This window comes from Rhodoferax mekongensis (assembly GCF_032191775.1).
Taxonomy (GTDB): Bacteria; Pseudomonadota; Gammaproteobacteria; order Burkholderiales; family Burkholderiaceae_C; genus Allorhodoferax; species Allorhodoferax mekongensis.
Window position 1 is genome coordinate 1,347,586 of the sequence record NZ_CP132507.1, and the last position, 19,704, is coordinate 1,367,289.

General features: G+C 61.4%; 23 protein-coding genes and 1 pseudogene. 11 read left to right on the forward strand and 13 right to left on the reverse strand.

The features are described 5' to 3' along the window. Positions 1 to 17: 17 nt before the first annotated feature. Positions 18 to 959 carry an RNA polymerase sigma factor RpoH gene (gene rpoH, locus RAN89_RS06605; RefSeq protein ID WP_313868818.1) on the reverse strand — a complete coding sequence of 314 codons (942 nt, stop codon included), beginning with the start codon at positions 957 to 959 and terminating at the stop codon, positions 18 to 20. 148 nt (positions 960 to 1,107) lie between these two features. Continuing rightward, entirely contained in the window at positions 1,108 to 2,790 is a 1,683-nt protein-coding gene (locus RAN89_RS06610; RefSeq protein ID WP_313868819.1) for an AMP-binding protein, read from the reverse strand. Positions 2,791 to 3,018: 228 nt separating this feature from the next. Here RAN89_RS06610 and RAN89_RS06615 point away from each other — a divergent pair, with 228 nt between their 5' ends. From RAN89_RS06615 to RAN89_RS06640, 6 genes are read left to right on the forward strand one after another with little or no spacing between them, the layout of a single operon-like run. Continuing rightward, positions 3,019 to 3,591, forward strand: a complete 573-nt coding sequence (locus tag RAN89_RS06615; protein WP_313868820.1) for an isochorismatase family protein — start codon at positions 3,019 to 3,021, stop codon at positions 3,589 to 3,591. Between the two features lie 27 nt (positions 3,592 to 3,618). Then, positions 3,619 to 3,885: a DUF1272 domain-containing protein gene (locus RAN89_RS06620; protein WP_313868821.1), complete on the forward strand. Its 267-nt coding sequence runs from the start codon at positions 3,619 to 3,621 to the stop codon at positions 3,883 to 3,885. A 14-nt stretch (positions 3,886 to 3,899) separates the two neighbouring features. Then, a complete protein-coding gene (locus tag RAN89_RS06625) occupies positions 3,900 to 4,826 on the forward strand; it encodes an EamA family transporter (RefSeq protein WP_313869352.1) in 927 nt (308 codons plus the stop codon). After that, a complete protein-coding gene (locus RAN89_RS06630) occupies positions 4,823 to 5,785 on the forward strand; it encodes a GlxA family transcriptional regulator (RefSeq protein ID WP_313868822.1) in 963 nt (320 codons plus the stop codon). Before RAN89_RS06625 ends, RAN89_RS06630 begins: the two co-directional genes overlap by 4 nt. A 25-nt stretch (positions 5,786 to 5,810) precedes the next feature. Then, complete coding sequence (locus RAN89_RS06635) at positions 5,811 to 7,043, forward strand: multidrug effflux MFS transporter (RefSeq protein ID WP_313868823.1); 1,233 nt, start codon at positions 5,811 to 5,813, stop codon at positions 7,041 to 7,043. Continuing rightward, complete coding sequence (locus RAN89_RS06640) at positions 7,043 to 7,534, forward strand: C40 family peptidase (protein WP_313868824.1); 492 nt, start codon at positions 7,043 to 7,045, stop codon at positions 7,532 to 7,534. The genes RAN89_RS06635 and RAN89_RS06640 overlap by 1 nt, the downstream gene beginning before the upstream one ends. Positions 7,535 to 7,759: 225 nt before the next feature. On the opposite strand, the pseudogene RAN89_RS06645 reads toward RAN89_RS06640, so the two are convergent. Together RAN89_RS06645 and RAN89_RS06650 are read right to left on the reverse strand one after the other, a co-directional pair. Further along, positions 7,760 to 7,942 (reverse strand): annotated as a pseudogene (locus RAN89_RS06645) (flavin reductase); the annotation flags it as partial. A gap of 12 nt (positions 7,943 to 7,954) precedes the next feature. Continuing rightward, positions 7,955 to 8,584, reverse strand: coding sequence for an HD domain-containing protein (locus tag RAN89_RS06650; protein WP_313868825.1), 630 nt, complete (start codon positions 8,582 to 8,584; stop codon positions 7,955 to 7,957). 131 nt (positions 8,585 to 8,715) lie between these two features. Here RAN89_RS06650 and imuA point away from each other — a divergent pair, with 131 nt between their 5' ends. Together imuA and RAN89_RS06660 are read left to right on the forward strand one after the other, a co-directional pair. Next, positions 8,716 to 9,717 carry a translesion DNA synthesis-associated protein ImuA gene (imuA, locus tag RAN89_RS06655; protein WP_313868826.1) on the forward strand — a complete coding sequence of 334 codons (1,002 nt, stop codon included), beginning with the start codon at positions 8,716 to 8,718 and terminating at the stop codon, positions 9,715 to 9,717. Further along, positions 9,686 to 11,098: a Y-family DNA polymerase gene (locus tag RAN89_RS06660; RefSeq protein WP_313868827.1), complete on the forward strand. Its 1,413-nt coding sequence runs from the start codon at positions 9,686 to 9,688 to the stop codon at positions 11,096 to 11,098. Before imuA ends, RAN89_RS06660 begins: the two co-directional genes overlap by 32 nt. Positions 11,099 to 11,130: 32 nt before the next feature. On the opposite strand, the gene RAN89_RS06665 is transcribed toward RAN89_RS06660, so the two are convergent. The 3 genes from RAN89_RS06665 to RAN89_RS06675 form a co-directional block, all read right to left on the reverse strand. Next, a complete protein-coding gene (locus RAN89_RS06665; protein ID WP_313868828.1) occupies positions 11,131 to 12,792 on the reverse strand; it encodes an L-lactate permease in 1,662 nt (553 codons plus the stop codon). Between the two features lie 209 nt (positions 12,793 to 13,001). Then, a complete protein-coding gene (locus RAN89_RS06670; protein ID WP_313868829.1) occupies positions 13,002 to 13,523 on the reverse strand; it encodes a DUF1993 domain-containing protein in 522 nt (173 codons plus the stop codon). A gap of 84 nt (positions 13,524 to 13,607) precedes the next feature. Then, complete coding sequence (locus RAN89_RS06675; protein WP_313868830.1) at positions 13,608 to 14,198, reverse strand: PEP-CTERM sorting domain-containing protein; 591 nt, start codon at positions 14,196 to 14,198, stop codon at positions 13,608 to 13,610. A 171-nt stretch (positions 14,199 to 14,369) separates the two neighbouring features. Here RAN89_RS06675 and RAN89_RS06680 point away from each other — a divergent pair, with 171 nt between their 5' ends. Further along, positions 14,370 to 14,867 carry an acyl-CoA thioesterase gene (locus RAN89_RS06680; protein WP_313868831.1) on the forward strand — a complete coding sequence of 166 codons (498 nt, stop codon included), beginning with the start codon at positions 14,370 to 14,372 and terminating at the stop codon, positions 14,865 to 14,867. A gap of 20 nt (positions 14,868 to 14,887) precedes the next feature. On the opposite strand, the gene RAN89_RS06685 is transcribed toward RAN89_RS06680, so the two are convergent. Then, entirely contained in the window at positions 14,888 to 15,358 is a 471-nt protein-coding gene (locus RAN89_RS06685; RefSeq protein WP_313868832.1) for an Lrp/AsnC family transcriptional regulator, read from the reverse strand. Between the two features lie 65 nt (positions 15,359 to 15,423). Here RAN89_RS06685 and RAN89_RS06690 point away from each other — a divergent pair, with 65 nt between their 5' ends. After that, entirely contained in the window at positions 15,424 to 16,356 is a 933-nt protein-coding gene (locus tag RAN89_RS06690) for an EamA family transporter (RefSeq protein ID WP_313868833.1), read from the forward strand. On the opposite strand, the gene RAN89_RS06695 is transcribed toward RAN89_RS06690, so the two are convergent. Next, complete coding sequence (locus RAN89_RS06695; protein WP_313868834.1) at positions 16,353 to 17,114, reverse strand: SDR family oxidoreductase; 762 nt, start codon at positions 17,112 to 17,114, stop codon at positions 16,353 to 16,355. The two genes, RAN89_RS06690 and RAN89_RS06695, sit on opposite strands and share 4 nt — an antisense overlap. A 131-nt stretch (positions 17,115 to 17,245) precedes the next feature. Here RAN89_RS06695 and RAN89_RS06700 point away from each other — a divergent pair, with 131 nt between their 5' ends. Beyond that, complete coding sequence (locus RAN89_RS06700) at positions 17,246 to 17,998, forward strand: dienelactone hydrolase family protein (protein WP_313868835.1); 753 nt, start codon at positions 17,246 to 17,248, stop codon at positions 17,996 to 17,998. A 23-nt stretch (positions 17,999 to 18,021) separates the two neighbouring features. Here the strand turns inward: RAN89_RS06700 and RAN89_RS06705 are convergent, their stop codons facing one another. From RAN89_RS06705 to RAN89_RS06720, 4 genes are all read right to left on the reverse strand, one after another. Continuing rightward, positions 18,022 to 18,351 (reverse strand): low molecular weight protein tyrosine phosphatase family protein, encoded by a 330-nt coding sequence (locus RAN89_RS06705; RefSeq protein WP_313868836.1) that lies wholly within the window; start codon positions 18,349 to 18,351, stop codon positions 18,022 to 18,024. Between the two features lie 71 nt (positions 18,352 to 18,422). Then, on the reverse strand, positions 18,423 to 18,875 hold the full coding sequence (locus tag RAN89_RS06710; protein WP_313868837.1) for a hypothetical protein: 453 nt from the start codon (positions 18,873 to 18,875) through the stop codon (positions 18,423 to 18,425). A 115-nt stretch (positions 18,876 to 18,990) separates the two neighbouring features. Beyond that, the gene (locus tag RAN89_RS06715; RefSeq protein ID WP_313869353.1) at positions 18,991 to 19,389 is read right to left on the reverse strand and encodes a type II toxin-antitoxin system VapC family toxin; all 399 of its coding nucleotides are present in this window, start codon (positions 19,387 to 19,389) and stop codon (positions 18,991 to 18,993) included. Positions 19,390 to 19,394: 5 nt separating this feature from the next. After that, positions 19,395 to 19,646 carry an antitoxin gene (locus RAN89_RS06720; protein WP_313868838.1) on the reverse strand — a complete coding sequence of 84 codons (252 nt, stop codon included), beginning with the start codon at positions 19,644 to 19,646 and terminating at the stop codon, positions 19,395 to 19,397. Between the last annotated feature and the right edge of the window lie 58 nt (positions 19,647 to 19,704).

Below are 19,704 nucleotides of genomic sequence, written 5' to 3' on the forward strand. Positions count from 1 at the left end.
GCGCGTGAGCTGTGCAATCAGGCGTAGGCGGCCAACGCTGCTTTCATCTTCTTCATGGCAGCGACTTCGATCTGGCGGATGCGCTCGGCACTTACGCCGTATTCGGCGGCCAAGTCGTGGAGGGTCATACCGCCGGAGTTGTCGTCATTCACCTTGAGCCAGCGCTCCTCCACGATACGCCGGCTGCGCTCATCCAGGCTGGCTAGGGCAGTCGCAATCCCGTCGGTGGCCAACACGTCGCGCTGGCGCGCTTCGATCATCGCCACCGGCTCGTGATTGGTATCCGTCAGGTAAGCGATAGGGCCGAAGGCGTCTTCGCCATCATCAGACGGAGTGGGGTCCAGCAGCACATCGCCACCGGCAAGGCGTGCTTCCATCTCCAGTACTTCTTCGGGCTTCACGTTCAGTTCCCGGGCCATGGTGTTCACCTGCTCGGTATTCAGCGTGTCGCGGTGGGTGTCCAAGTCAGCCGCAGCGTCTTCTCCCTTGAAGCGTTGCTTCATGGAGCGCAGGTTGAAAAACAGTTTGCGCTGGGCTTTGGTGGTCGCCACCTTCACCATGCGCCAGTTTTTAAGGATGTATTCGTGGATTTCGGCCTTGATCCAGTGCAGCGCGTAGCTCACCAAGCGCACGCCTTGGTCGGGGTCGAAGCGTTTAACCGCCTTCATCAGGCCCACGTTGCCCTCTTGAATCAGGTCGCCGTGGGGCAGGCCGTAACCGAGGTACTGGCGGGCCACTGACACGACCAAACGTAAGTGAGAGAGCACTAACTTACCGGCAGCTTCAAGATCGTTCTCGTTTTTGAATTTGCGTGCATATTCCTGCTCTTCTTCAAGCGTAAGCATGGGCAGCCGGTTGGCAGCAGAAATATAGGCGTCCAGATTCCCCAGTGGCGGCACCAAAGACCACGGATTGGCGGTGGCCAGGGCGGTGCGGGGGGCAGCAATCAATGCGGACATGTAGAACCTCCTTGTGTTCGGATTCAATATTAGCACTCGATAGAGTCGAGTGCTAATTGATTAGTTCAATCCAATGATTGAAGTAGGGTTTGCTGCATCGCAAATGAAAAAGGGGCCCGAAGGCCCCAGTGGAGTGACCCAGCGCGGATCACGCCCAGCGGACTTTGTCTTTGCCGGAGTACCAATTGGCCAATTGTGGCTCCACCGCAGACTCAATGCGGGCACGCTTGATCTTCATGGTGGGAGTCAGCATGCCGTTCTCAATGGACCAAGGCTCCGGTGCTACCACCAGCATCTGCAGCTTTTCGTAGTCCGCCAGTTCGGCATTCACGCTATCGAGCAGTTGCTCCAGTTCCGCGTGAACCTCGGCTTTGAAGGCCGGGTCGGCCTTCACTTGGGGACGCACGGTTTCTGCCAGCACCACGATGGCGTAGGCGGAAGGCTGGCCCACACCGGACACCATGCTGGTTTCAATGCGGGGGCAGGCGTTCAAGCGGTTCTCAATCGGTGCGGGGGCCACATACTTGCCCTTGGATGTTTTGAACAGCTCCTTCACCCGGCCGGTGAGCTTGAGCAGTCCATCAGCGCGGCGCTCGCCCTTGTCGCCGGTGCGGAAGAAGCCGTCTTCCGTGAACACCTCTGCGTCCAGATCAGGGCGCTTGTAGTAGCCCACAAACTGTCCTGGAGACTTGATCAGCACTTCGCCTTCTTCGCTGATGCGGACTTCCACGCCCTTGAGCGGCACGCCCACGCAACCGGGGGCATTGATCTTGTCGGTGGAGTTGTGCGAATACGCAAAGTCCTCCGTCATGGCATAACCCTCAATCAGGTTCAGGCCCAAGCGGCGGTACCAGGCAATCAGCTCTGCCGGAATGGGCGCAGAGCCGCTGCCGGCCAGCAAAGCGTGGTCCAGGCCCAGGCCTTTGAGCACCTTGCGACCCACGATCTTGCCCAGAATGGGGATGCTCAGCAGCCGGTCCAGCTTCTTGGGCGGCATTTTGGCAAACACGCCTTGCTGGAACTTCAGCCAGAGGCGGGGTACGGAGATAAAGGTGACCGGCTTGGCGCGGTTCAAGTCCTGAATGAAGGTGTCCAGTGACTCTGCAAAAAACAACTGGGTGTTGCCGTTCACCAGCGAGGCGGACTCCACCCATGCGCGCTCGAACACGTGCGCCAAGGGCAGGTAGGACAACATGCGGTTGCGGGTGTTGGTGCCGATGCGAGCCTGGGTGTCGTTGTTGATGCCTTCAGCTGCGGCGGTAATGCGCTCAAAGCTGTGCATCACGCCCTTGGGCTGGCCGGTGGAGCCGGAGGTGTACATCAGGATGGCGATGTCCTTGCCGCCACGTGCAGGCTTACCGGTCAGGGGCTTGGTGCGTGCGGTGACTGCATCCCACGCCTCGTAGCTGTTCTTTGGGGCGAGCGGGAAGGCAATGATGGGCATGCCGGCAGGAATGCCGGGCTGCTGTTGGTCAAAGGTGTCAAGCTTGCCGACGAATAGAAGGCTGGCTTCGCTGTGTTCCAGCACGTAGCGCACGGTGTCGGCTGTTTCGGTCGGGAAAATGGCCACGGTCGTGCAGCCCGCCATCCAGATAGCCAACTCCGCCATGATGAAGTGGGCGCAGTTTTTGGACAGGATAGCAACGCGCGAACCCGGTTCCAGATTCTGGGCCTTGAGGTGCGCGGCCATACGGCGGGCTTGGTCCAGTGTCTGCTTCCACGTGTAGTCCACCACCTGACCGCCCCCGGTGGGCTGGGTCAGAAAAATCTGATCCGCATGGTTGATTTCGTGCTCATAGACGTAGTCCAGCATGAGTTTGGCTTGAGCCATTTTTGTCTCCTCGTTATGGTTTGTTTGCCGCATTGTCTGGGCTTTTGCGCGCAAAAGAGAGCTTTAAGTGACCAAGCCCCCCTTGAATAGAGGGGGGCTACTATTTGTAGGTCTATCCGGCAGATATGAGTTTGGCGCTTTTTGTCCTCTGCTTGTCGTGTAACGTGGTTTCGCGCATATTTGGCAAGGAATACCATTGAGGCACTGTTAAATGAAAGGTGTCCTTCCATGTCCTCCGTATCTACCCTGAAGCCCGCACTCATCATCATTGATGTGCAGCAATCTTTCGCCCAAATGCCCTTCTGGTCGCAGGGCATTCATGCCCCGTTTGAGTCTGCTTTGCTGCGTCTGGAGGCCGGTTGTCGCGCAGCCGGTGTTCCGGTGGTGCACATTTTTCATGTGGGGCTGGCCGGCCCCTTCCGTGAGGACTCCGGGTTTGTGAAGCCCTTGCCCTGGTTGCCCGGTAACCCGGATGTGCGCTTCGACAAACACACCCACAACGCTTTTACCGATACAGGGCTGGATCTGTGGCTGCGCCGCCAGGGTGTGGGCAAGCTCATCATCTCCGGCATCCGTACAGAGCAATGCTGCGAGACCACAGCCCGTGTGGGCTCGGATCTGGGCTATGCAGTGGACTTTGTGTCTGAAGCCACCCTGACCTTCCCTATGTCCCACGCTGGCAGCGGCCGGACGTTCAGTGCCGAAGAGATCACCACCCGCACCGAGCTGGTCTTGCAAGACCGGTTTGCGCGTATCGTGGATGTAACTACCTGCCTAGCCGGTTTGCCATCCGCCCAATAAATCGCCGTCCTTGCAGTCGAAACCGCCATGCTCCAACTCCGCCCCAACTGCGAATGCTGCAATACTGATTTGCCGCCCGCCGCCCTGAATGCCCGCATCTGTTCGTTTGAATGCACGTTTTGTGCGGACTGCGCAGATACCAAGTTGAACGGCATTTGCCCCAATTGCAGAGGTGAGTTGGTGCGCCGCCCGGTGCGTCCGGCCGCCAAGTTGGCCAATAACCCGCCCTCTACCGAGCGGGTCTTCAAGCCCCTGGGGTGCGCACAGAAGGCTGACTCGGCGGCATCCGCATGAGCGCGGCCATACCCATGCGGCCCAAAGACCTGGCGCTCGCGCTGCTGGTTATCCTGGTGTGGGGAGTGAACTTTGCGGTCATCAAGGTGGGGGTGGTCGGGGTGCCGCCTTTGTTGCTGGGTGCCTTGCGTTTTGCCTTGGCGGCATTCCCGGCGCTGTTATTCATGAAGCCGCCCAAGGTGCCACTGCGCTGGTACCTGGCCTATGGCCTCACCATTTCGGTGGGGCAGTTTGCATTTTTGTTCACGGCCATCCACGTAGGCATGCCTTCTGGCTTGGCGTCGCTGGTGCTGCAGTCGCAATCGTTCTTCACCCTGCTGCTGGCGGCCTGGTGGCTCAAAGAGCGTTGGCAGGCCAACCAGATGGCCGGGCTGTTGCTGGCCGCCTGCGGCTTGGTGTTGATTGGCAGCGCCGCAGGGCCGGCAGGCGCTGGCGTGTCCATGCCGCTGCTGGGCTTTTTGCTTACCGTGGCAGCGGCCGTCATGTGGGCCTGCGGCAATATCGTGACCCGCACCGTCAGCCGCTACGGCCCCATGAACCAACTGGCCTTTGTGGTGTGGGCCAGTTTGGTGCCGCCCTTGCCGTTTCTGGCGCTCTCCGTGGTGATAGAGGGGCCTGACGCAATAGCCTCTGCCATGCAGCACATCGGCTGGAGCACGTTCGCGGCCATCGCCTACCTCGCTTGGGCAGCCACCTTGCTGGGCTATGGCTTGTGGACGCATCTCATGTCCCGCTACGCGACCAACCGGGTCGCGCCGTTCACACTGCTGGTGCCGGTGGTCGGCTTGACCACGGGTTGGCTGGTGTTCGGCGAGGCCTTGCGTCCTGTGCACTTTGCCGGTGGCGCGCTGTTGATGGCGGGCTTGCTGTTCAATGTATTGGGTGGACCCTTGATGACGCGGTGGATGGCGCGTGTACAGCAACACCGGAACGCGGGATGAACGACGCAGTACTCCATATTTATCTGGTGCTCACGCCCAATGTGCTGATGCTGGACTATGCCGGTCCGGCGGAGGCCCTGCGCATGGCGCGCGACATGGGGGCACCTATCGTTCTGCATGCCTGTGGCCCGCAGAATGACATCCCGACCTCTCTGGGGACGGGCCTGTCCGGGCTGGAGGCGCTACCCGCCACACTGCCAGCGTGCAGCCTGATCTTGGTGGTGGGCAACAGCAACGAGGTGGTGGACTACGCCACCCCCGAGGCCCGCTCCGTGGTGCAGTGGCTGCGCGCCGTACCCCAAGCGGGCACACGCATGGCCAGCATCTGCTCGGGGGCCTTGTTGCTGGCGCAAGCCGGCTGTCTGGATGGGCGGCAATGCACCACCCACCACACCCTGATTGCCGATTTGCAGGCGCTGGCCCCCAGCGCGCAGGTGGTGTCTGACCGCATCTTTGTGGACGATGGCGGCGTGCTTACCAGTGCGGGCATCACCACCGGTATTGACCTTGCGCTGTACTTGATTGAACAGGAGGCTGGCGCAGAGCTGGCGGCGCGCGTGGCCCGCCGCTTGGTGATGTACCAGCGCCGCGGCACCCACGACCCCCAAATGTCACCCTGGCTGGCACACCGCAACCACATGCACCCTGCGGTCCACCGCGCGCAAGACGCCATGGCCCGGGAGCCCCAGCGCAACTGGACCTTGGCTGATCTGGCCGACGTGGCCTGCGTCAGCCCGCGTCACCTGACCCGCCTCTTTGCGCAGCACACCGGCATCAGTGTGGTGGTGTATCAGCAGCAATTGCGCATTGCCCGCGCCAAAGACTTGCTGGCACGTCAGGGCCTGTCGGTGGAGCGGGTGGCCGAGGCTTGTGGTTTTGCGTCGGCACGTGACCTGCGTCGCGTGTGGCGGAAATACGAGGCGGGTTCTCCGGTCACAGCACGGAGCGTGTTTCAATAGCAGCCTGTATCTGCCTGCTGCACCCATGACCCCCGAAGCCCAAAAACTCTGGCGCGCCCCGCAATGGGCGTTCTCCATCCTGCTCGCCTTGCTGGGCATGTTGGGGCCGTTCTCCATTGATACGTACCTGCCTGCGTTTGCCGGCATCAGCCAGTCGCTGGGGGCCACGCCGGTGCAGATGCAGCAAACGCTGTCGGCCTACCTGTTCGGCTTCGCCTTCATGGCGCTGTTCCATGGTTCCATTTCCGACAGCTTCGGCCGGCGCCCGGTGGTGCTGTGGGGGCTGGCAGCGTTCACCATTGCCTCGGTGGGGTGTGCGCTGTCGCAGACCATAGGCCAGCTCATTTTCTTCCGGGCCATGCAGGGCTTGTGCACCGGTGCGGGCATTGTGATTTCGCGCGCGGTCATTCGTGATGTGTACCCGCCGTCGCAAGCGCAAAAGGTCATGAGCCAGGTCACCATCTTCTTCGGGGTGGCGCCTGCGATCGCACCTATGGTGGGCGGTTGGTTGCTGATTCACGCCAGCTGGCACGGCATCTTCTGGTTCCTGGCCGCAGTCGGCGTTGCGCTGTGGACGTCCAACTATTTCCTGCTGCCAGAAACCTTGCCACCGGCACAGCGCCAGCACTTCCATGTCAAAAACCTGTTGGCTGGCTATTGGAAGCTGGGCTCCGACCCGCGCTTCTTGTTGCTGGCGCTGGCCAGCGGAATACCGTTCAACGGCATGTTTTTGTACGTGCTGAGTGCGCCTGTGTTTCTGGGCGAACACCTGGGGCTGCAGCCCCAGCAGTTCTTCTGGTTTTTTGTGCTCACTATCGGCGGCATCATGGGCGGCGCGTTTGTGAGCGGCCGGGTGGCCGGCAAGATCAGCCCGAAGCGCCAGATCCGTAACGGCTTTTCCATCATGCTCACCATTGGCGTCCTCAACCTTCTGGCCAATCTGCTGTTCAAGGCACATGTGAGCTGGGCGCTATTTCCCATTGCCATCTTCGCTTTCGGTTGGGCGCTCATGGTGCCGGTGGTGACCTTGTTGGTGCTGGACCTGCACCCGGATCGCCGGGGCATGGCGTCGAGTTTGCAGATGTTTGTGGGCTCTACGGCCAACGGCATCGTGGCCGGGGTGGTGTCGCCTCTGGTCATGCATTCCACCATCGGCTTGGCCAGTGCCTCGGTGCTGATGATGTGCGTGGGCCTGTGCTCCTGGGTGTTCATTCGCAGCCGCTGGCCCGAGATCGGACGGCGCGTGGAGGAGCTGTGATGCGCACACTGTGGGGTTTGCTGCTTGCCAGCACAGTGATGGTGTTGGTGGGTTGTTCCAGTGCGCCTACGACACCCTCAGCGCCCGCAGCAGCACCGCAATCTGCTGCCCGTTTGACCGTGGAGCAAGCCAATGACGTCACCGTCATGGCCATCGGCCTCGTGGGCACGCCTTATCGCTACGGCGGCAACACGCCCGCCAGCGGCTTTGATTGCAGTGGCCTGATCGGTTATGTCTACAAACAACGCGCCGGTGTCGTGGCGCCGCGTACCACCGGCGGCCTGATCGATTGGGGCACCAGCATCCCCGAGCCCAGCCTGCGCACGGGTGATTTGGTCGTCTTCGTGCAAAACGGCCGTGCCAACCATGCCGGCATCTACGTGGGTGAGGGCCGCTTTGTGCACGCGCCGTCTACCGGCGGCACGGTGCGGCTGGATAGCTTGAATTCGTCGTACTGGGCCAAGCAGCAGGTGAGTTACCGCAGGCCGTGAGAGGCGATCTGATTTCTTCTACATCTTCCGGAAGTAGGCGAATAGACCATATGCAATCGCGATGATCGCCGCGGTGAAGCGATAAAAGTCGCCGGGACCATCTCCGACGACTCCGTCACTGAATTCAGCAAAAACCAGTATGAAGCAGACGAGTAGTACAACAAAAACAGTGAGAAGGCGCATGAAACGTATGGTGCTCCGTTAGGAAGGAATGTCTGCGAGTTAGGCCTTGTCGATGACCACTGTCACCTTGGGAGGTTGGAAGTCCAGTGGCATGGACCAGGCGGCGGCCATCACGTTGTGTTCGCCAGCGTGCGCGGATGACACCAACACCGTGGGGCCATGGTTCAGCAGGCGGTACGCCTTGTTCGGCGGGACGGGGGAGCAGAAGTCGGGCAGGGTGTTCATGGAGGTGTGTGGTTAAGCCACCGCCCGCGCCAGATTCGCCCGCGCACGGACCTCTAGCGCGGCGTGGAAATGGTCGGAGCCATAAATGCGGGGCCGGTCGGCAAACGACTGCAACACCTCTTTGCGCTTGGTGCGGAACAGGTCCTCGGGCACGAAGGCATATTCCGCGCGGATCTGTTGCTCGTATTGGGCAAATCGCTGCACGTCGGCGCCCAGGATGGAGAGGTCAATGTCCACCAGCAACTGCGCATCGCCCGCGGCGGGCACGCTGGTGTGGCGGGTGGCCATTACCAACTCGTAGACGCGCTCTGCCACCTCGACCTGCACACCGGCGGTGGTGAGTGCATTCCGCGCCCAGGCGGCACTTTGGGCCTCGTTGTCGTGGCGCTGCACGTCATACACCGCGTCGTGAAACCAAAGTGCCAGCGCCACCTCGGCAGGCCGCTGTGCCAGATGCCGCACGGCTTCAAACCCTTGCAGGCATTCGGCCAGATGCTGGGTGCTGTGGTAGTGCCGGTGCGGCTCGGAGTAGGCGGCCAACAGAGCGTCGCACAACACGGTGCCGTCGGTGCGCGCGCCGGCATCGTGCCAGGCCGATGCAAACAGGGGTTTCAGGGCGGCCAAAGACGGTGCGGTGTTCATGGCAGGCACTCTAGCAAAACCGGCCAAGCCGCCAGCGCCCGCCAGGCCTGCAAACCCTGTTCTTGATTTTGATAGCAGGGGTCTTTTCCATATACTGTTTAAAAATACAGTAATTTGTCAAAGCCCTTGCCATGACTAGCGCTGCGCGCCATTCCACTACCTCTGCCACCGGTGTGCCGGACCCTCAGGACATCCACGCCGGTGTTTGGCACGCGCACACTCTGGCGAGCCCGGTGCAGTCGGTGCAGGCCACAGGGGATGCCTTGTTGGATGCGCATTTGCCCGGCGGCGGTTGGCCGGTGGGTGCCTTGGTGGAGCTGCTGCAACCCGCCGGTGCGCACAGCGAGTGGCGTCTGTTGCTGCCTGCGCTGGCGGCGTGCGGGCGTGGCCCGGTGGTGATGGTGGGGCCGCCGCAGCTGCCGTTTGCGCCGGCGCTCTCCCGGCTGGGCTTGTGCTCGGGGCGGCTGCTGTCGGTGCTGGCGTCGGTCACGGCAGGGGCGAGCACGCGCGTCAAAGATGAAGCGAGCGGTCGCCTCTGGGCTACCGAGCAGCTGCTGCGTTGCGCCGAGGTGGACGCCGTGCTGGCCTGGTTACCGCAGGCCCGGGGCGACCAGCTGCGTCGCCTGCACCTGGCTGCGGCTGAGCACCACAAGCTGCTGTTTGTGATGCGGCCGGACCGGGCGCGCAGTGATGCATCACCCGCCGTGTTGCGCCTCTTGGTGCAGCCAATAGCCCGCGCCCGGCATCCGCTGCAAGGGCTGTTGCTGGACGGGCTGGAGGTCGACATCCTCAAGCGGCGCGGCCCGCCTTTGGCAGAGCCCTTGCATTTGCAGGCACGCAGCCCGCGTTTGGGTTTGTTACTGGCCGCCAACCGTGCCTTGACAGAGGGCATGGAGCAGAACGGCGCGTCAGCGTGGAGCATGTTGTCTGCCACGCCGTTGGATACACAGGCCGCGCGCGCTGCATTTCAGCAGCAGGCGCTGGGCGGCGTGGAGAGCCAGGCGTTCCCGTGGCCGCCGCTGCCGCCCGCGCAGGGCGAGCTGGCCGTGGCGGCGCGCGGTAGGGCCGATGCGGTTGGGCTTATGGAAGCGGAGGCGGGCCATGCACTGGATCGCACTGCGGCCGTCGCCTGATGCAGCGGCCGCCCCGACCGAGCCTGCGCTGGTGGATGCTTCCACCGCGCTGGCATGGTGGGCCCTGCGTTTCACGCCGCTGGTGGCCCGCGTGGGCGAAGCACTGGTGCTGGAGGTGTCTGCCAGCGAGCGCCTGTTCGGCGGGCGCACCGCCTTGCTGCAGCAACTTTTAGAGCCAAACAGGCCGCTAGCACAGGTGGAATATGCGCAAGGCGCTACTTCTTTGATAGCGCTGGCGGCGCTGCAGGTGCACACCTGCCGGGTGGGGCAGGCCGCGCCGGTGCGTGGGGTGCTGCCCGATGCCTTGCCGGTGCACACCCTGGCGGCGGCCCAGGCCCACCTGCCCACGCTGGCCCGCTTGGGCGTGCGCACCTGGGGGCAGCTACGGGCCCTGCCGCGCGGGGGCGTGGTGCGGCGCTTTGGGGCCGAGGTGGTGGACGCGCTGGACCGCGCCTATGGCCAGCGCCCCGAGGTCTACCCCTGGCTTACGCTGCCCGATGTGTTTGACGCCCCGCTGGAGCTGGCGGCGAGTGTGGATGCAGCGCCGGCCTTGTTGTTCGGCGCGCGCCGCCTGCTGGCGCAGCTGCTGGTGTGGTTGCGCGCCCGCCAGTCCGGGGTGCTGGCGCTGGAGCTGCTGTGGGAGCTGGATGCGCGCCGCGCCAACACCCGCCATGTGGACGCCCACCACCAGGGCGGCCAGCAAGGCCGATTGGAGCTACGCACCGCCGAGGCCACGCAGGACATGAGCCACCTGCAGCGCATCTTGGGTGAGCATCTGGCCCGCGTGACCTTGCCTGCGCCGGTGCTGTACCTGCGCCTGCGCAGCCTGCAGACCCAGCCGCTGGGCGGCGAGAGCCACAGCCTGCTGCCTGAAGATGTGCGAAAGGGCGACAGCCTGCACCAGACCCTGGAGCGCTTGGCCGCCCGGCTGGGCGCGCACAGCGTGCAATGCGCCACTCCCCAGGCCGACCACCGGCCCGAACACATGCAGCGCTGGCAGCCGTGGCGGGCGGATGCTGCACGCAAGGAAAACCAAGGTGCTATGAAATCAGGAGCTGCTCGCGCACATTCCATAGGCGCTAGAGGCCCAAAAGACTCTGAATCAGAGCGTGATGTGCTGCCCGCGGCAGACCTGTATCCCACCTGGCTGTTGCCGGTGCCGCAGCGTTTGGTGGTGCGCCAAAGCATTCCCCACTACCACGGCGAACTCACGCTACTGGCAGGCCCGCAGCGTCTGGAGACGGGCTGGCTCGAAGGTGAGCCCGCCTTGCGCGACTACTACATGGCCCGCAGCCCGCAGGCGGGGCTGGTGTGGGTGTACTGCGAGCGGCTGGAGGCGGCAGAGGATGCTGCCTGGTTTTTGCACGGGCTCTTCGCGTAGTAGCCCGTGCCCTCAGCGTCACTTGATGCCGCTTAGTGCACCACCATCAAGGTGAAGGGGTACACATAGGCCTGCAGTGTCACGAAGATGCCGACCAGGCACGCCAGCGCAATCGAGTGAAAGAACACAAAGCGCAGGATGTCGCCTTCGTGGTTAAACCACTTGGTAGCTGTCGATGCGACCACGATGCTTTGTGCGTCAATCATCTTGCCCATCACACCGCCCGACGAGTTGGCCGCACCCATGAGGTTGGCGGACAAGCCCAGTTGTTCTGCAGCCACTTTTTGCATGCCGCCGAAGAGCACGTTGGAAGCCGTGTCTGAGCCGGTCATGGCCACGCCGATCCAGCCCATCAGGGTACCGAAGAAGGGGTAGAACACACCGGTGTTGGCAAAGGCCAGGCCCAGCGTGGTATCGGTGCCGGAGTAGCGGGTCAAGGTGCCCAGGGCCAGCATCAACACAATGGTCAAGAGCGAGTAGCGCACCAGCCAGAGCGTGCGGCCGAAGGTGAGCACGATTTCCAGCGGCTTGTACTTCATGAAGAAGGCGCCCACGATGGCCGACAGCAAAATGCCGGTGCCGGTGGAAGACAGCAGGTTCAGGGTGTAGACCGCACCTTCCTTGGTGGGCTGGGTGACCACGGGTGGCACTTTTTCAATCAGGTTGTGCAGTCCGGCCATGGGGAAGGCGGGGGCAAACAGGCTGTTGAGCCAAGCCTTGACCGGGGGCAGGCCCCACACAAACACAAAAATCGTCAGGATCAGCCAAGGTGTCCATGCGCTGACCAGTGCCGCCTTGGAGTGACGCACCATGGCGGCAGCGGGTTTGGCTTCACCGCCATCGTGCTCATGACCTCTGAGCGAGGTGGAGCGCCAGATTTTCTTGGGCTGCCATACGCGCAGGAATAACACCAGCGACACCATGGACACGATGGCTGCAATGATGTCCACAAGCTCCGGTCCGATGAAGTTGGACACCAGATACTGCGGAATCGCAAACGACAGGCCTGTCACCAGAATGGCGGGCCAGATCTCGGTCATCGCTTTGCGCCCGGCAAAGGCCCAGATCAACCAGAACGGCACCATCAACGAGAACAGCGGCAGTTGGCGGCCGATCATGGCAGTCACTTCCATCAGGTCGTAGCCGTGCACTTTGGCCAGCGTGATCACCGGTGTGCCCAGCGCGCCGAAGGCCACAGGCGCGGTGTTTGCAATCAGTGACAGGCCCGAGGCGGCCAGCGGCGAAAAGCCCAGGCCGATCAAGATGCCTGCCGTCACCGCTACCGGGGTGCCGAAGCCCGCTGCACCTTCAAAGAAGGCACCGAAGCAAAAGGCAATCAGCAGCAGTTGCAGGCGCCGGTCTTCGGTGATGCCCGAGAGCGAGTCCTGCAGCACTTTGAAGCTGCCGTTCTGCTCGGCGAGCTGCTGCAGGAAGATGATGTTGAGCACGATCCAGCCGATGGGCAGAAGGCCGGTGAAGCCACCCAGTAGGGCTGCTTTGCCTGCCATTTCAGCCGGCATGCCGTAGCCGAGCACGGCAATGGCCAATGCGCTGAGTAGGCCCAGGCCAGCCGCAATGTGTGCCTTGATATGTAAAAAGCCCAGGCACACCAGCATCACCACCACTGGCACGGCGGCCAGCAAGGTGGAGATGATCATGTTGCCAAAGGGGTTGTAAATTTGTTGCCAGACCATGTGTGTCTCCGAAGTACTTTTGAATGCAGAAGCACACCGCCTGAAAATGGGGCTGTTTGTGCAGTGCGGCAAATGTAAGAAGCTCACACGCGGCTTGGCGTGAAAAGAATTTTTCGGCACTGTGAAAATAAATCCCCTCCTTGGTGAAGGGGCAAAGGGACGGGTCTCGCAGTCAGCAATCCGCCAGCTTCAGCGGCCCGGCGCGCGGCTCAGCCCCGGTACACATGCCAGCCGTCAAAGTCACCTTTGCTGAGTGGCACGCCGTGCTGGCGCAGTAGCGCGTAGACCATGCTGAGGTGGAAAAAGAAGTTGGGCAGCGCGTACTGCTGCAAAAAGGTGCTGCCATCCAGCGCCACAGTTGTTTCGCCGGCCGGGTCGTGAATGGTGCGTTTAGCGGCTGCGACAAAGTCCTCAGGCTGTAGCGTGCGCAGGAATGCTTGTGCTGCCTCCACCCGCGCCTGCAGGCGGGCCAGGCTTTCATGGTGTTCTCCAAAATGTGGCACGGGCTGGCCGGCCAGTGGAGCACACGCCCGGAACACAAAGTTCACCGCAATCTCTACCTGCACGCCCAGTGGCAGCATGTCGGGCGCTATGCGGGCCTGCAGCAGCGCCGCTTCCGGGGTACCTTGCAGTGCGCAGTGTGCGGCGGCCTTTGCCAGCAAGCCCTGCAGCTGAAGGAGGTAGCGGGCGAACACCGGCACGCTGGCATCGAATAATGAACAGGCAGCCATGCGTGCCATCCTACCTCGTGGGTTAACGCATTAAATAAAAAAGGCCCCGAAGGGCCTTTTGTCGGTTGTCTCGAGGACAAACGCTTATGCAGCTTTGCGCTTGCGAGCCACTGCGCCCATCAATCCCAAGCCTGCAAGCAGCATCGCATAGGTTTCAGGCTCTGGAACTGCGCTCACAGGCAAGTTCTGTGACAACAAGTCGCCTTGCTTGCGACGACTGTTCAATTCGTCCATAAATTGCACTTTGACATGAGGGGTATTGAAATTCAACGCGCCGTTGGCTGAAAAGTCGATGCGCCAAGTCATGCTGTCAGTCAGGCTCAAGGGGGCAGCGAAAGAGAAGCAAGCGCCGTTTGTGTTGCCGGTATTGCAACCCAAACCGTTACCAGCCAAGCCCTTAATGGTCGTAGAGACAGATGTGCCGGGGCCGCTCACGACAGATGCGCTAGTCACTTCAGGGCCAAGGTTTTTGATTTCAAAAGCTTTGAGGAAGCTAATTCCGAACCAATCGCCGGTGGCGTGGGTCGCGTTCAGTATGGAGAATTCCAGAGTGTCCGCATCCAGTGCACGGGATTCAAACGTAACGCCTTGGTAGGTCAGGGAATTGGCTGCTTGAGCACCCAAGGACATCAAACCCATGGTGAGCGTGGCGAATACGGAAGCAAGTTTTTTCATAAGAACCACCCTTTGTGTAAATCTGTAACAGATTGTCGTTGACCCGCGCCTTTCATCCCATAGTCCGAATGGATGGTCCTCAAAACCTGTTTGTGAAAAAAATCACATTTTTAGAATATTCCTGGATAAATCATCCCTTTACACTGGCACGCCTTTCGCTACCCGCAAGCCATGAACCTCCCCAATCACCAACTCTCCATGACCGTGCTCATGTCGCCTGACATGGCCAATTTTTCCGGCAATGTGCACGGCGGCGCCATTCTCAAGCTGCTTGACCAGGTGGCCTATGCCTGTGCCAGCCGCTATGCCTCGCGCTATGTGGTGACGCTGAGTGTGGACCGGGTGCTGTTTTTGCAGGCCATCCATGTGGGGGAGCTGGTGACCTTTCTGGCCAGCGTGAACTACACCGGCAAGTCGTCCATGGAGGTGGGTATCAAGGTGATTGCCGAGAACATCCGCACCCAAGAGGTGCGCCATGTGAACAGCTGCTTCTTCACCATGGTGGCAGTGGACGATAACCGCAAGGCCGCCCCGGTGCCGCCGTTGCAGCCCCAAACGCCCGACGAGGTGCGTCGCTTTGCCGAAGCCCAGATGCGCAAAGCCCTGCGTCAGGAGTTGGAGGCCAAGTTCCACGGCATCAAACACCCCAAGGCCACCGACGCAGCCTGACACTGCAAAGGGGCTGCGCCTCAGGCGCCGGGCAGGCGCAGGGGCTGGTCTTCGAACTCGGTGTTCAGCACCACGGTGCTGGTGGTGCGCGCTACACCGGGGATGGCCTTGATCTGCAGCAGCACCGCCTCCAGGTCGCGGGCATGCGGGGTGCGCACCTTGGCCAGCAGGTCGTATTCGCCGGCCACACTATGCAGTTCTTGCACCGAGGGCAGCTCGCGCAGGCGGGGTGCAATGTCGCGGCAGTGGGCGCCGCCATCGTTGCGAATCGCCACAAACGCGGTGAAGTTCAGCCCCACGGTGTGCGGGTCCACGCTGATTGAGAAACGGCGAATCACGCCGCGCTCCAGCATTTTCTTGACCCGCTCATGCACCGCAGCGGTAGACAAGCCCACATCCGCACCCACCTCGGCGTAAGAACGTCGGCCGTCTTCGCCTAAGGCCGTAAGAATTTTTGCGTCGATGGCATCTGTCTGAATATTTGCTTGCATTGGGCTGGTTTTTCGGTAATATCACGCCCAACGGCGCTAGTTGCCGTAAATTTTACGGACTATTCATGATTTCGGCACTCAATATTCAGCAAGGCTGGCGTTTATCCCCCTTCTGGCGCCTCATGGTGGCGCTCTGGTTGGTGTACATCGTCTGGGGCACCACCTACTTTGCCATCGGCGTGGCGGTGCACAGCTTTCCCCCGCTGTGGATGAATGCCACCCGCTTCACGCTGGCCGGCGTGATCATGCTGGCCTGGGCTTTGTGGCGCGGCGAAAAGCTGCCCAGCTGGCGCCAGTGGCGCAATGCCGCGCTGGTGGGCGGGCTGATGGTGTTTGTGTCCATGAACCTGGTGGTGTTTGCGCAAAAGCAGGGCATTGGCTCCGGGCTCATGGCCACCGTCATCACCACCATGCCCATGTGGCTGGCGCTGTGGACACGCCTGGGCGGCGAACGTGTGCCCACTACCAGCTGGGTAGGCTTGGTGCTGGGTGTGGCGGGGGCTTTGTTGCTGGCCATGGAGGGCGACTTTTCTGCCAGCTGGCTGGGGGCCCTGGCCGCCTTTGGCGCACCGCTGTGCTGGAGCGTGGGTTCCTACGCATCCCGTAAGCTGGACTTGCCCGGCCCTGCCATGGCCTCAGCCACCGAGTGGCTGGCCGGCGGGTTGATGGGCGTGGTAGCAGCCTCGCTCATCGAGCCGCAAGGTGCGCTGGGCAATGTGACCCATGAAGCTTGGTTGGCCTGGTGGTACCTGTTGGTGTTCGGCACGCTCATAGCGCTCAATGCCTACCTCTGGCTGCTACAAAACACTACGGCTGCCGTGGCCGGCAGCTACTCTTTTGTGAACCCCGCCGTAGCCTTGGTGGTGGGTGTAGTTATCGGTAAAGAAGTGCTCACCGGCTGGGTGTTCCTGGCACTGCCGCTGATTGCCGGTGCGCTGGCCATGATCATGTACGGCCCGGCCATTGTGGGTTGGGTGCGTCGCCGAACAGCGGCTTAAATCGAGGTCAGCCCACCATCCACCGTGTGGGCCAGGCCAGTCACAAAGCTGGACGCATCCGAGCTGAGCCACAGCACGGCGGCAGCCACTTCATCGGGCTCGCCGATGCGGCCGATCGGGTGGGCACCTGCTACGGTGGCGGCCACCTTGGGGTCGGCTTGCACGGCGCGCTCCAGCATCACCGTGCGAATCACGCCGGGGCACACCGCGTTCACGCGAATGCCTTTGCGCCCGTATTCCACCGCGGCCGATTTGGTCAGGCCAATCACCGCGTGTTTGCTCGCGCTGTAAGCTGACATCTTGGGTGCGCCCACCAGCCCGGCCACCGATGCGGTGTTGACGATGGCGCCGCCACCTTGGGCAAGCATCTGCGCAATCTGGTACTTCATGCACAGCCACACGCCCTTGACGTTCACGCCCATGATGCGGTCGAAAGTGGCCTCTTCGCAGTCGGCCAGGCGCATGTGTTCTTCTTCAATGCCGGCGTTGTTAAAGGCGCAGTCCAGCCGCCCGAAGTGCGCCACCACTTGGGCCACCATGGCTTGCACCTGCGCGGCCTGCATGACATCCGCCGCAATGAACAGCGCCTCGGCCCCCAGCGCTTTGACTTGTGCGGTGGTTTCTTCGCCTGCTGCCACGTCGCGGTCGGTCACTGCGACCTTGGCACCTGCACTCGCAAACGCCAGCGCACTGGCCCGCCCTATGCCACCGCCACCGCCGGTGAGCAGCACCACTTTGTTGTCGAATCGGATCTGCATGAAATCGTCCTTTGCCGCAAATGAGAGCTTGGCATCTTAGGTGGCGGTCTGCGTTTCTTGTACCGCAGGCGTAACCCGCGCGACAGGGCGGAGGTCATACTCGGTGCAGTTTGTTTACCGGAGTTATTGCTGTGCAAATCCAGTCTCATGAAGTCGACCTCTCCACCCCCACCGGCGTGATGCGCTGCTATGTGTACCGCCCCAAAGAGCTTGATGCCGCAGCGCCCAAGCAGTACGCGCCCATCATTCTCTATTCCGAAATTTTTCAGCAGACCGGCCCCATACGCCGCAGCGCGCAGATCATGGCCGGGCACGGCTTTGTGGTGGTGGTGCCGGAGGTGTTCCATGAGCTCAACCCCATAGGCACCGTGCTGGGCTATGACAACGCCGGGCGCGACAAGGGCAATGCCGACAAAGTGGCCAAGACGCTGGAGGCGCACGACAGCGATGCGCAAGCCATCCTCGACCACCTGCAGACGCTGCCGTACTGTACGGGCCGCGTGGGCGCCATGGGCTTTTGCTTAGGGGGCGGGCTGGCCTACCGCGCGGCCATGAACCCGGCCATCCGCGCCACGTCCTGCTTCTACGCCACCGACATCCACTCCGGCATGGTGCCCTCCAACACCGGCAACGACAGCCTGACCCGCACGCCCGAGATCAAGGGCGAGCTGCAAATGGTCTGGGGCAAGCAAGACCCCCACATCCCGCCCGAAGGCCGCGCGCTGGTCTACAGCACGCTGGTGAAAGCCGGCGTGAACTTCACATGGCACGAGTTCAATGGCGTGCACGCCTTCATGCGCGACGAAGGCGAGCGCTATGACGCGGAGCTGCAACTGCTGGGCTACCAGATGGCGATTGGGTTGTTCAGGCGGGCGCTGTACTGAGGCGTAACCCCTTGCAGGGGCAGCTAGTCGCGTGCTAGAAAAGGCGTGACCTTGGTGCGCAGTAGCTTGACCAAAGCCGGGTCCATGAAGCGGTAGTTGTCGGGAATGTCGAGGCAGAACACTCGCTTTCCCTTTAGGTGGGGTTTGAACTCTTCCGAGAGCTTGGCTTTGTGGCTGCGCTCCATGACAAAAATGAGTTCAGCCCAATCGACCAGTTCAGCGGTGAGCGGGTTCTCTGCCCCACGATTCAAGCCGGCGGATGTGCATTCGACGCCTGGATGCTCAGAAAAAACCTGCTCCGCCGTAGGGCTGCGCCAGCGGTTCATGCTGCAGATGAAGAGGACTTTTTGCAAAGCGGATGCTGAGGGTTTGCCGGCCGACGAGTTGGGCGCAGAGACGGACTCAAGTTGGATGCCGTTTACGGTTAGTAAACAGTGCAGGCCAGACCTGCTCCGAAAAAAAGCGCGACGCAAGAGATTGCAGCACATTGATTGGCGATGTGCGTCTCTAGACCCTCACGGATAAAGAAGCGTCTCCATGCTATGGCACCAATTAGAAACAAAAGGAAGCCGATAACAAAATCCTTAATCGAACTAGCATTGAAGAACCCCCAAATTGATCCAGTGACTGCCGCTAGTAGTGCCATGGGCGTCGGTTGAATTTCAAAGTTTGGCGTCCCGTGTGCCCACTGGCGTGGCATGGAAAACGATTGCCACTCGACGCCAACCGCAAGGCCAAGGATTGTGATCCCGAGGAGATGGAAAAAAGTCAATGCTGGAGCAATTTGATGCAGCCCATAGGCAATGAGACCACCAATCAAGCAACTGAGCACAATTCTCCAGGCTGCTGCTAGAGCAAGGATGTCAAGAAAAATCATGGTCTCAATGTGATCTAAAGATGCATAAAAGGGAAAGCTGTTGGGAACTATAGCTAACCGGACCTCGCAACATAAGTGCGACTTTCGATGTATTCCGGCAGTCAAGCTTACCCCGTCACCCCACCCAGTTCTCCAACCTGAGCCCCTGCACCCGCTCAAACTCACTGACGTTATTGGTCACCAGCGTGCAATCGTCTGCAAGTGCATGGCAAGCAATCCACAGGTCGTTGGCGCTTATGGGGGTGCCTGCGGCGCGCAGTCGGGTGAATTGCGTGGCGTAGTGTTCGCACAAGCTGGCGCTGGTGCCGTAGCGCACGGGGATGGAGCGGGTGAGGTCTGTCAGTCGTTTGAGCACTTCGGGTTTGCGGGTGCTGCGCTCCGCGCCCTTGAGCAGTTCTGCATAGGTCACAAAGGACATGCACAGCGCATCAAGGGGGTTGAGTGCGTTGATGCGCTCTGCAATCGCGGGGGGCTTGTTCTTGATCAGGTAGATCAGGATGTTGGTGTCCAGCATGTACCTCACAGCGGCTCCCGGTCTTGCAGCGGTAGCGGTGCCTCTTGGTCGGCTAGCAGCAGGTTGGCAAAGTCGTCGTCAAACGCCTCCAGCGCTTGCAGGAGTGCCGCGCCTCGGTCAGCCGGAATCGGGTGCAGCACCAAGTCGCCATCGGTGTTGCGGTAAATCTCGACGCGGCTGGTGTCCAACCGGAACTCTTGCGGAATGCGCACGGCTTGGCTGTTGCCGTTCATGAAGACGCGGCTGATGGCTGTCATGGAAATCCCCTTGTACACACGATATTGTGTGTATTTTAGATTTCCAAGTGTGTTTTGC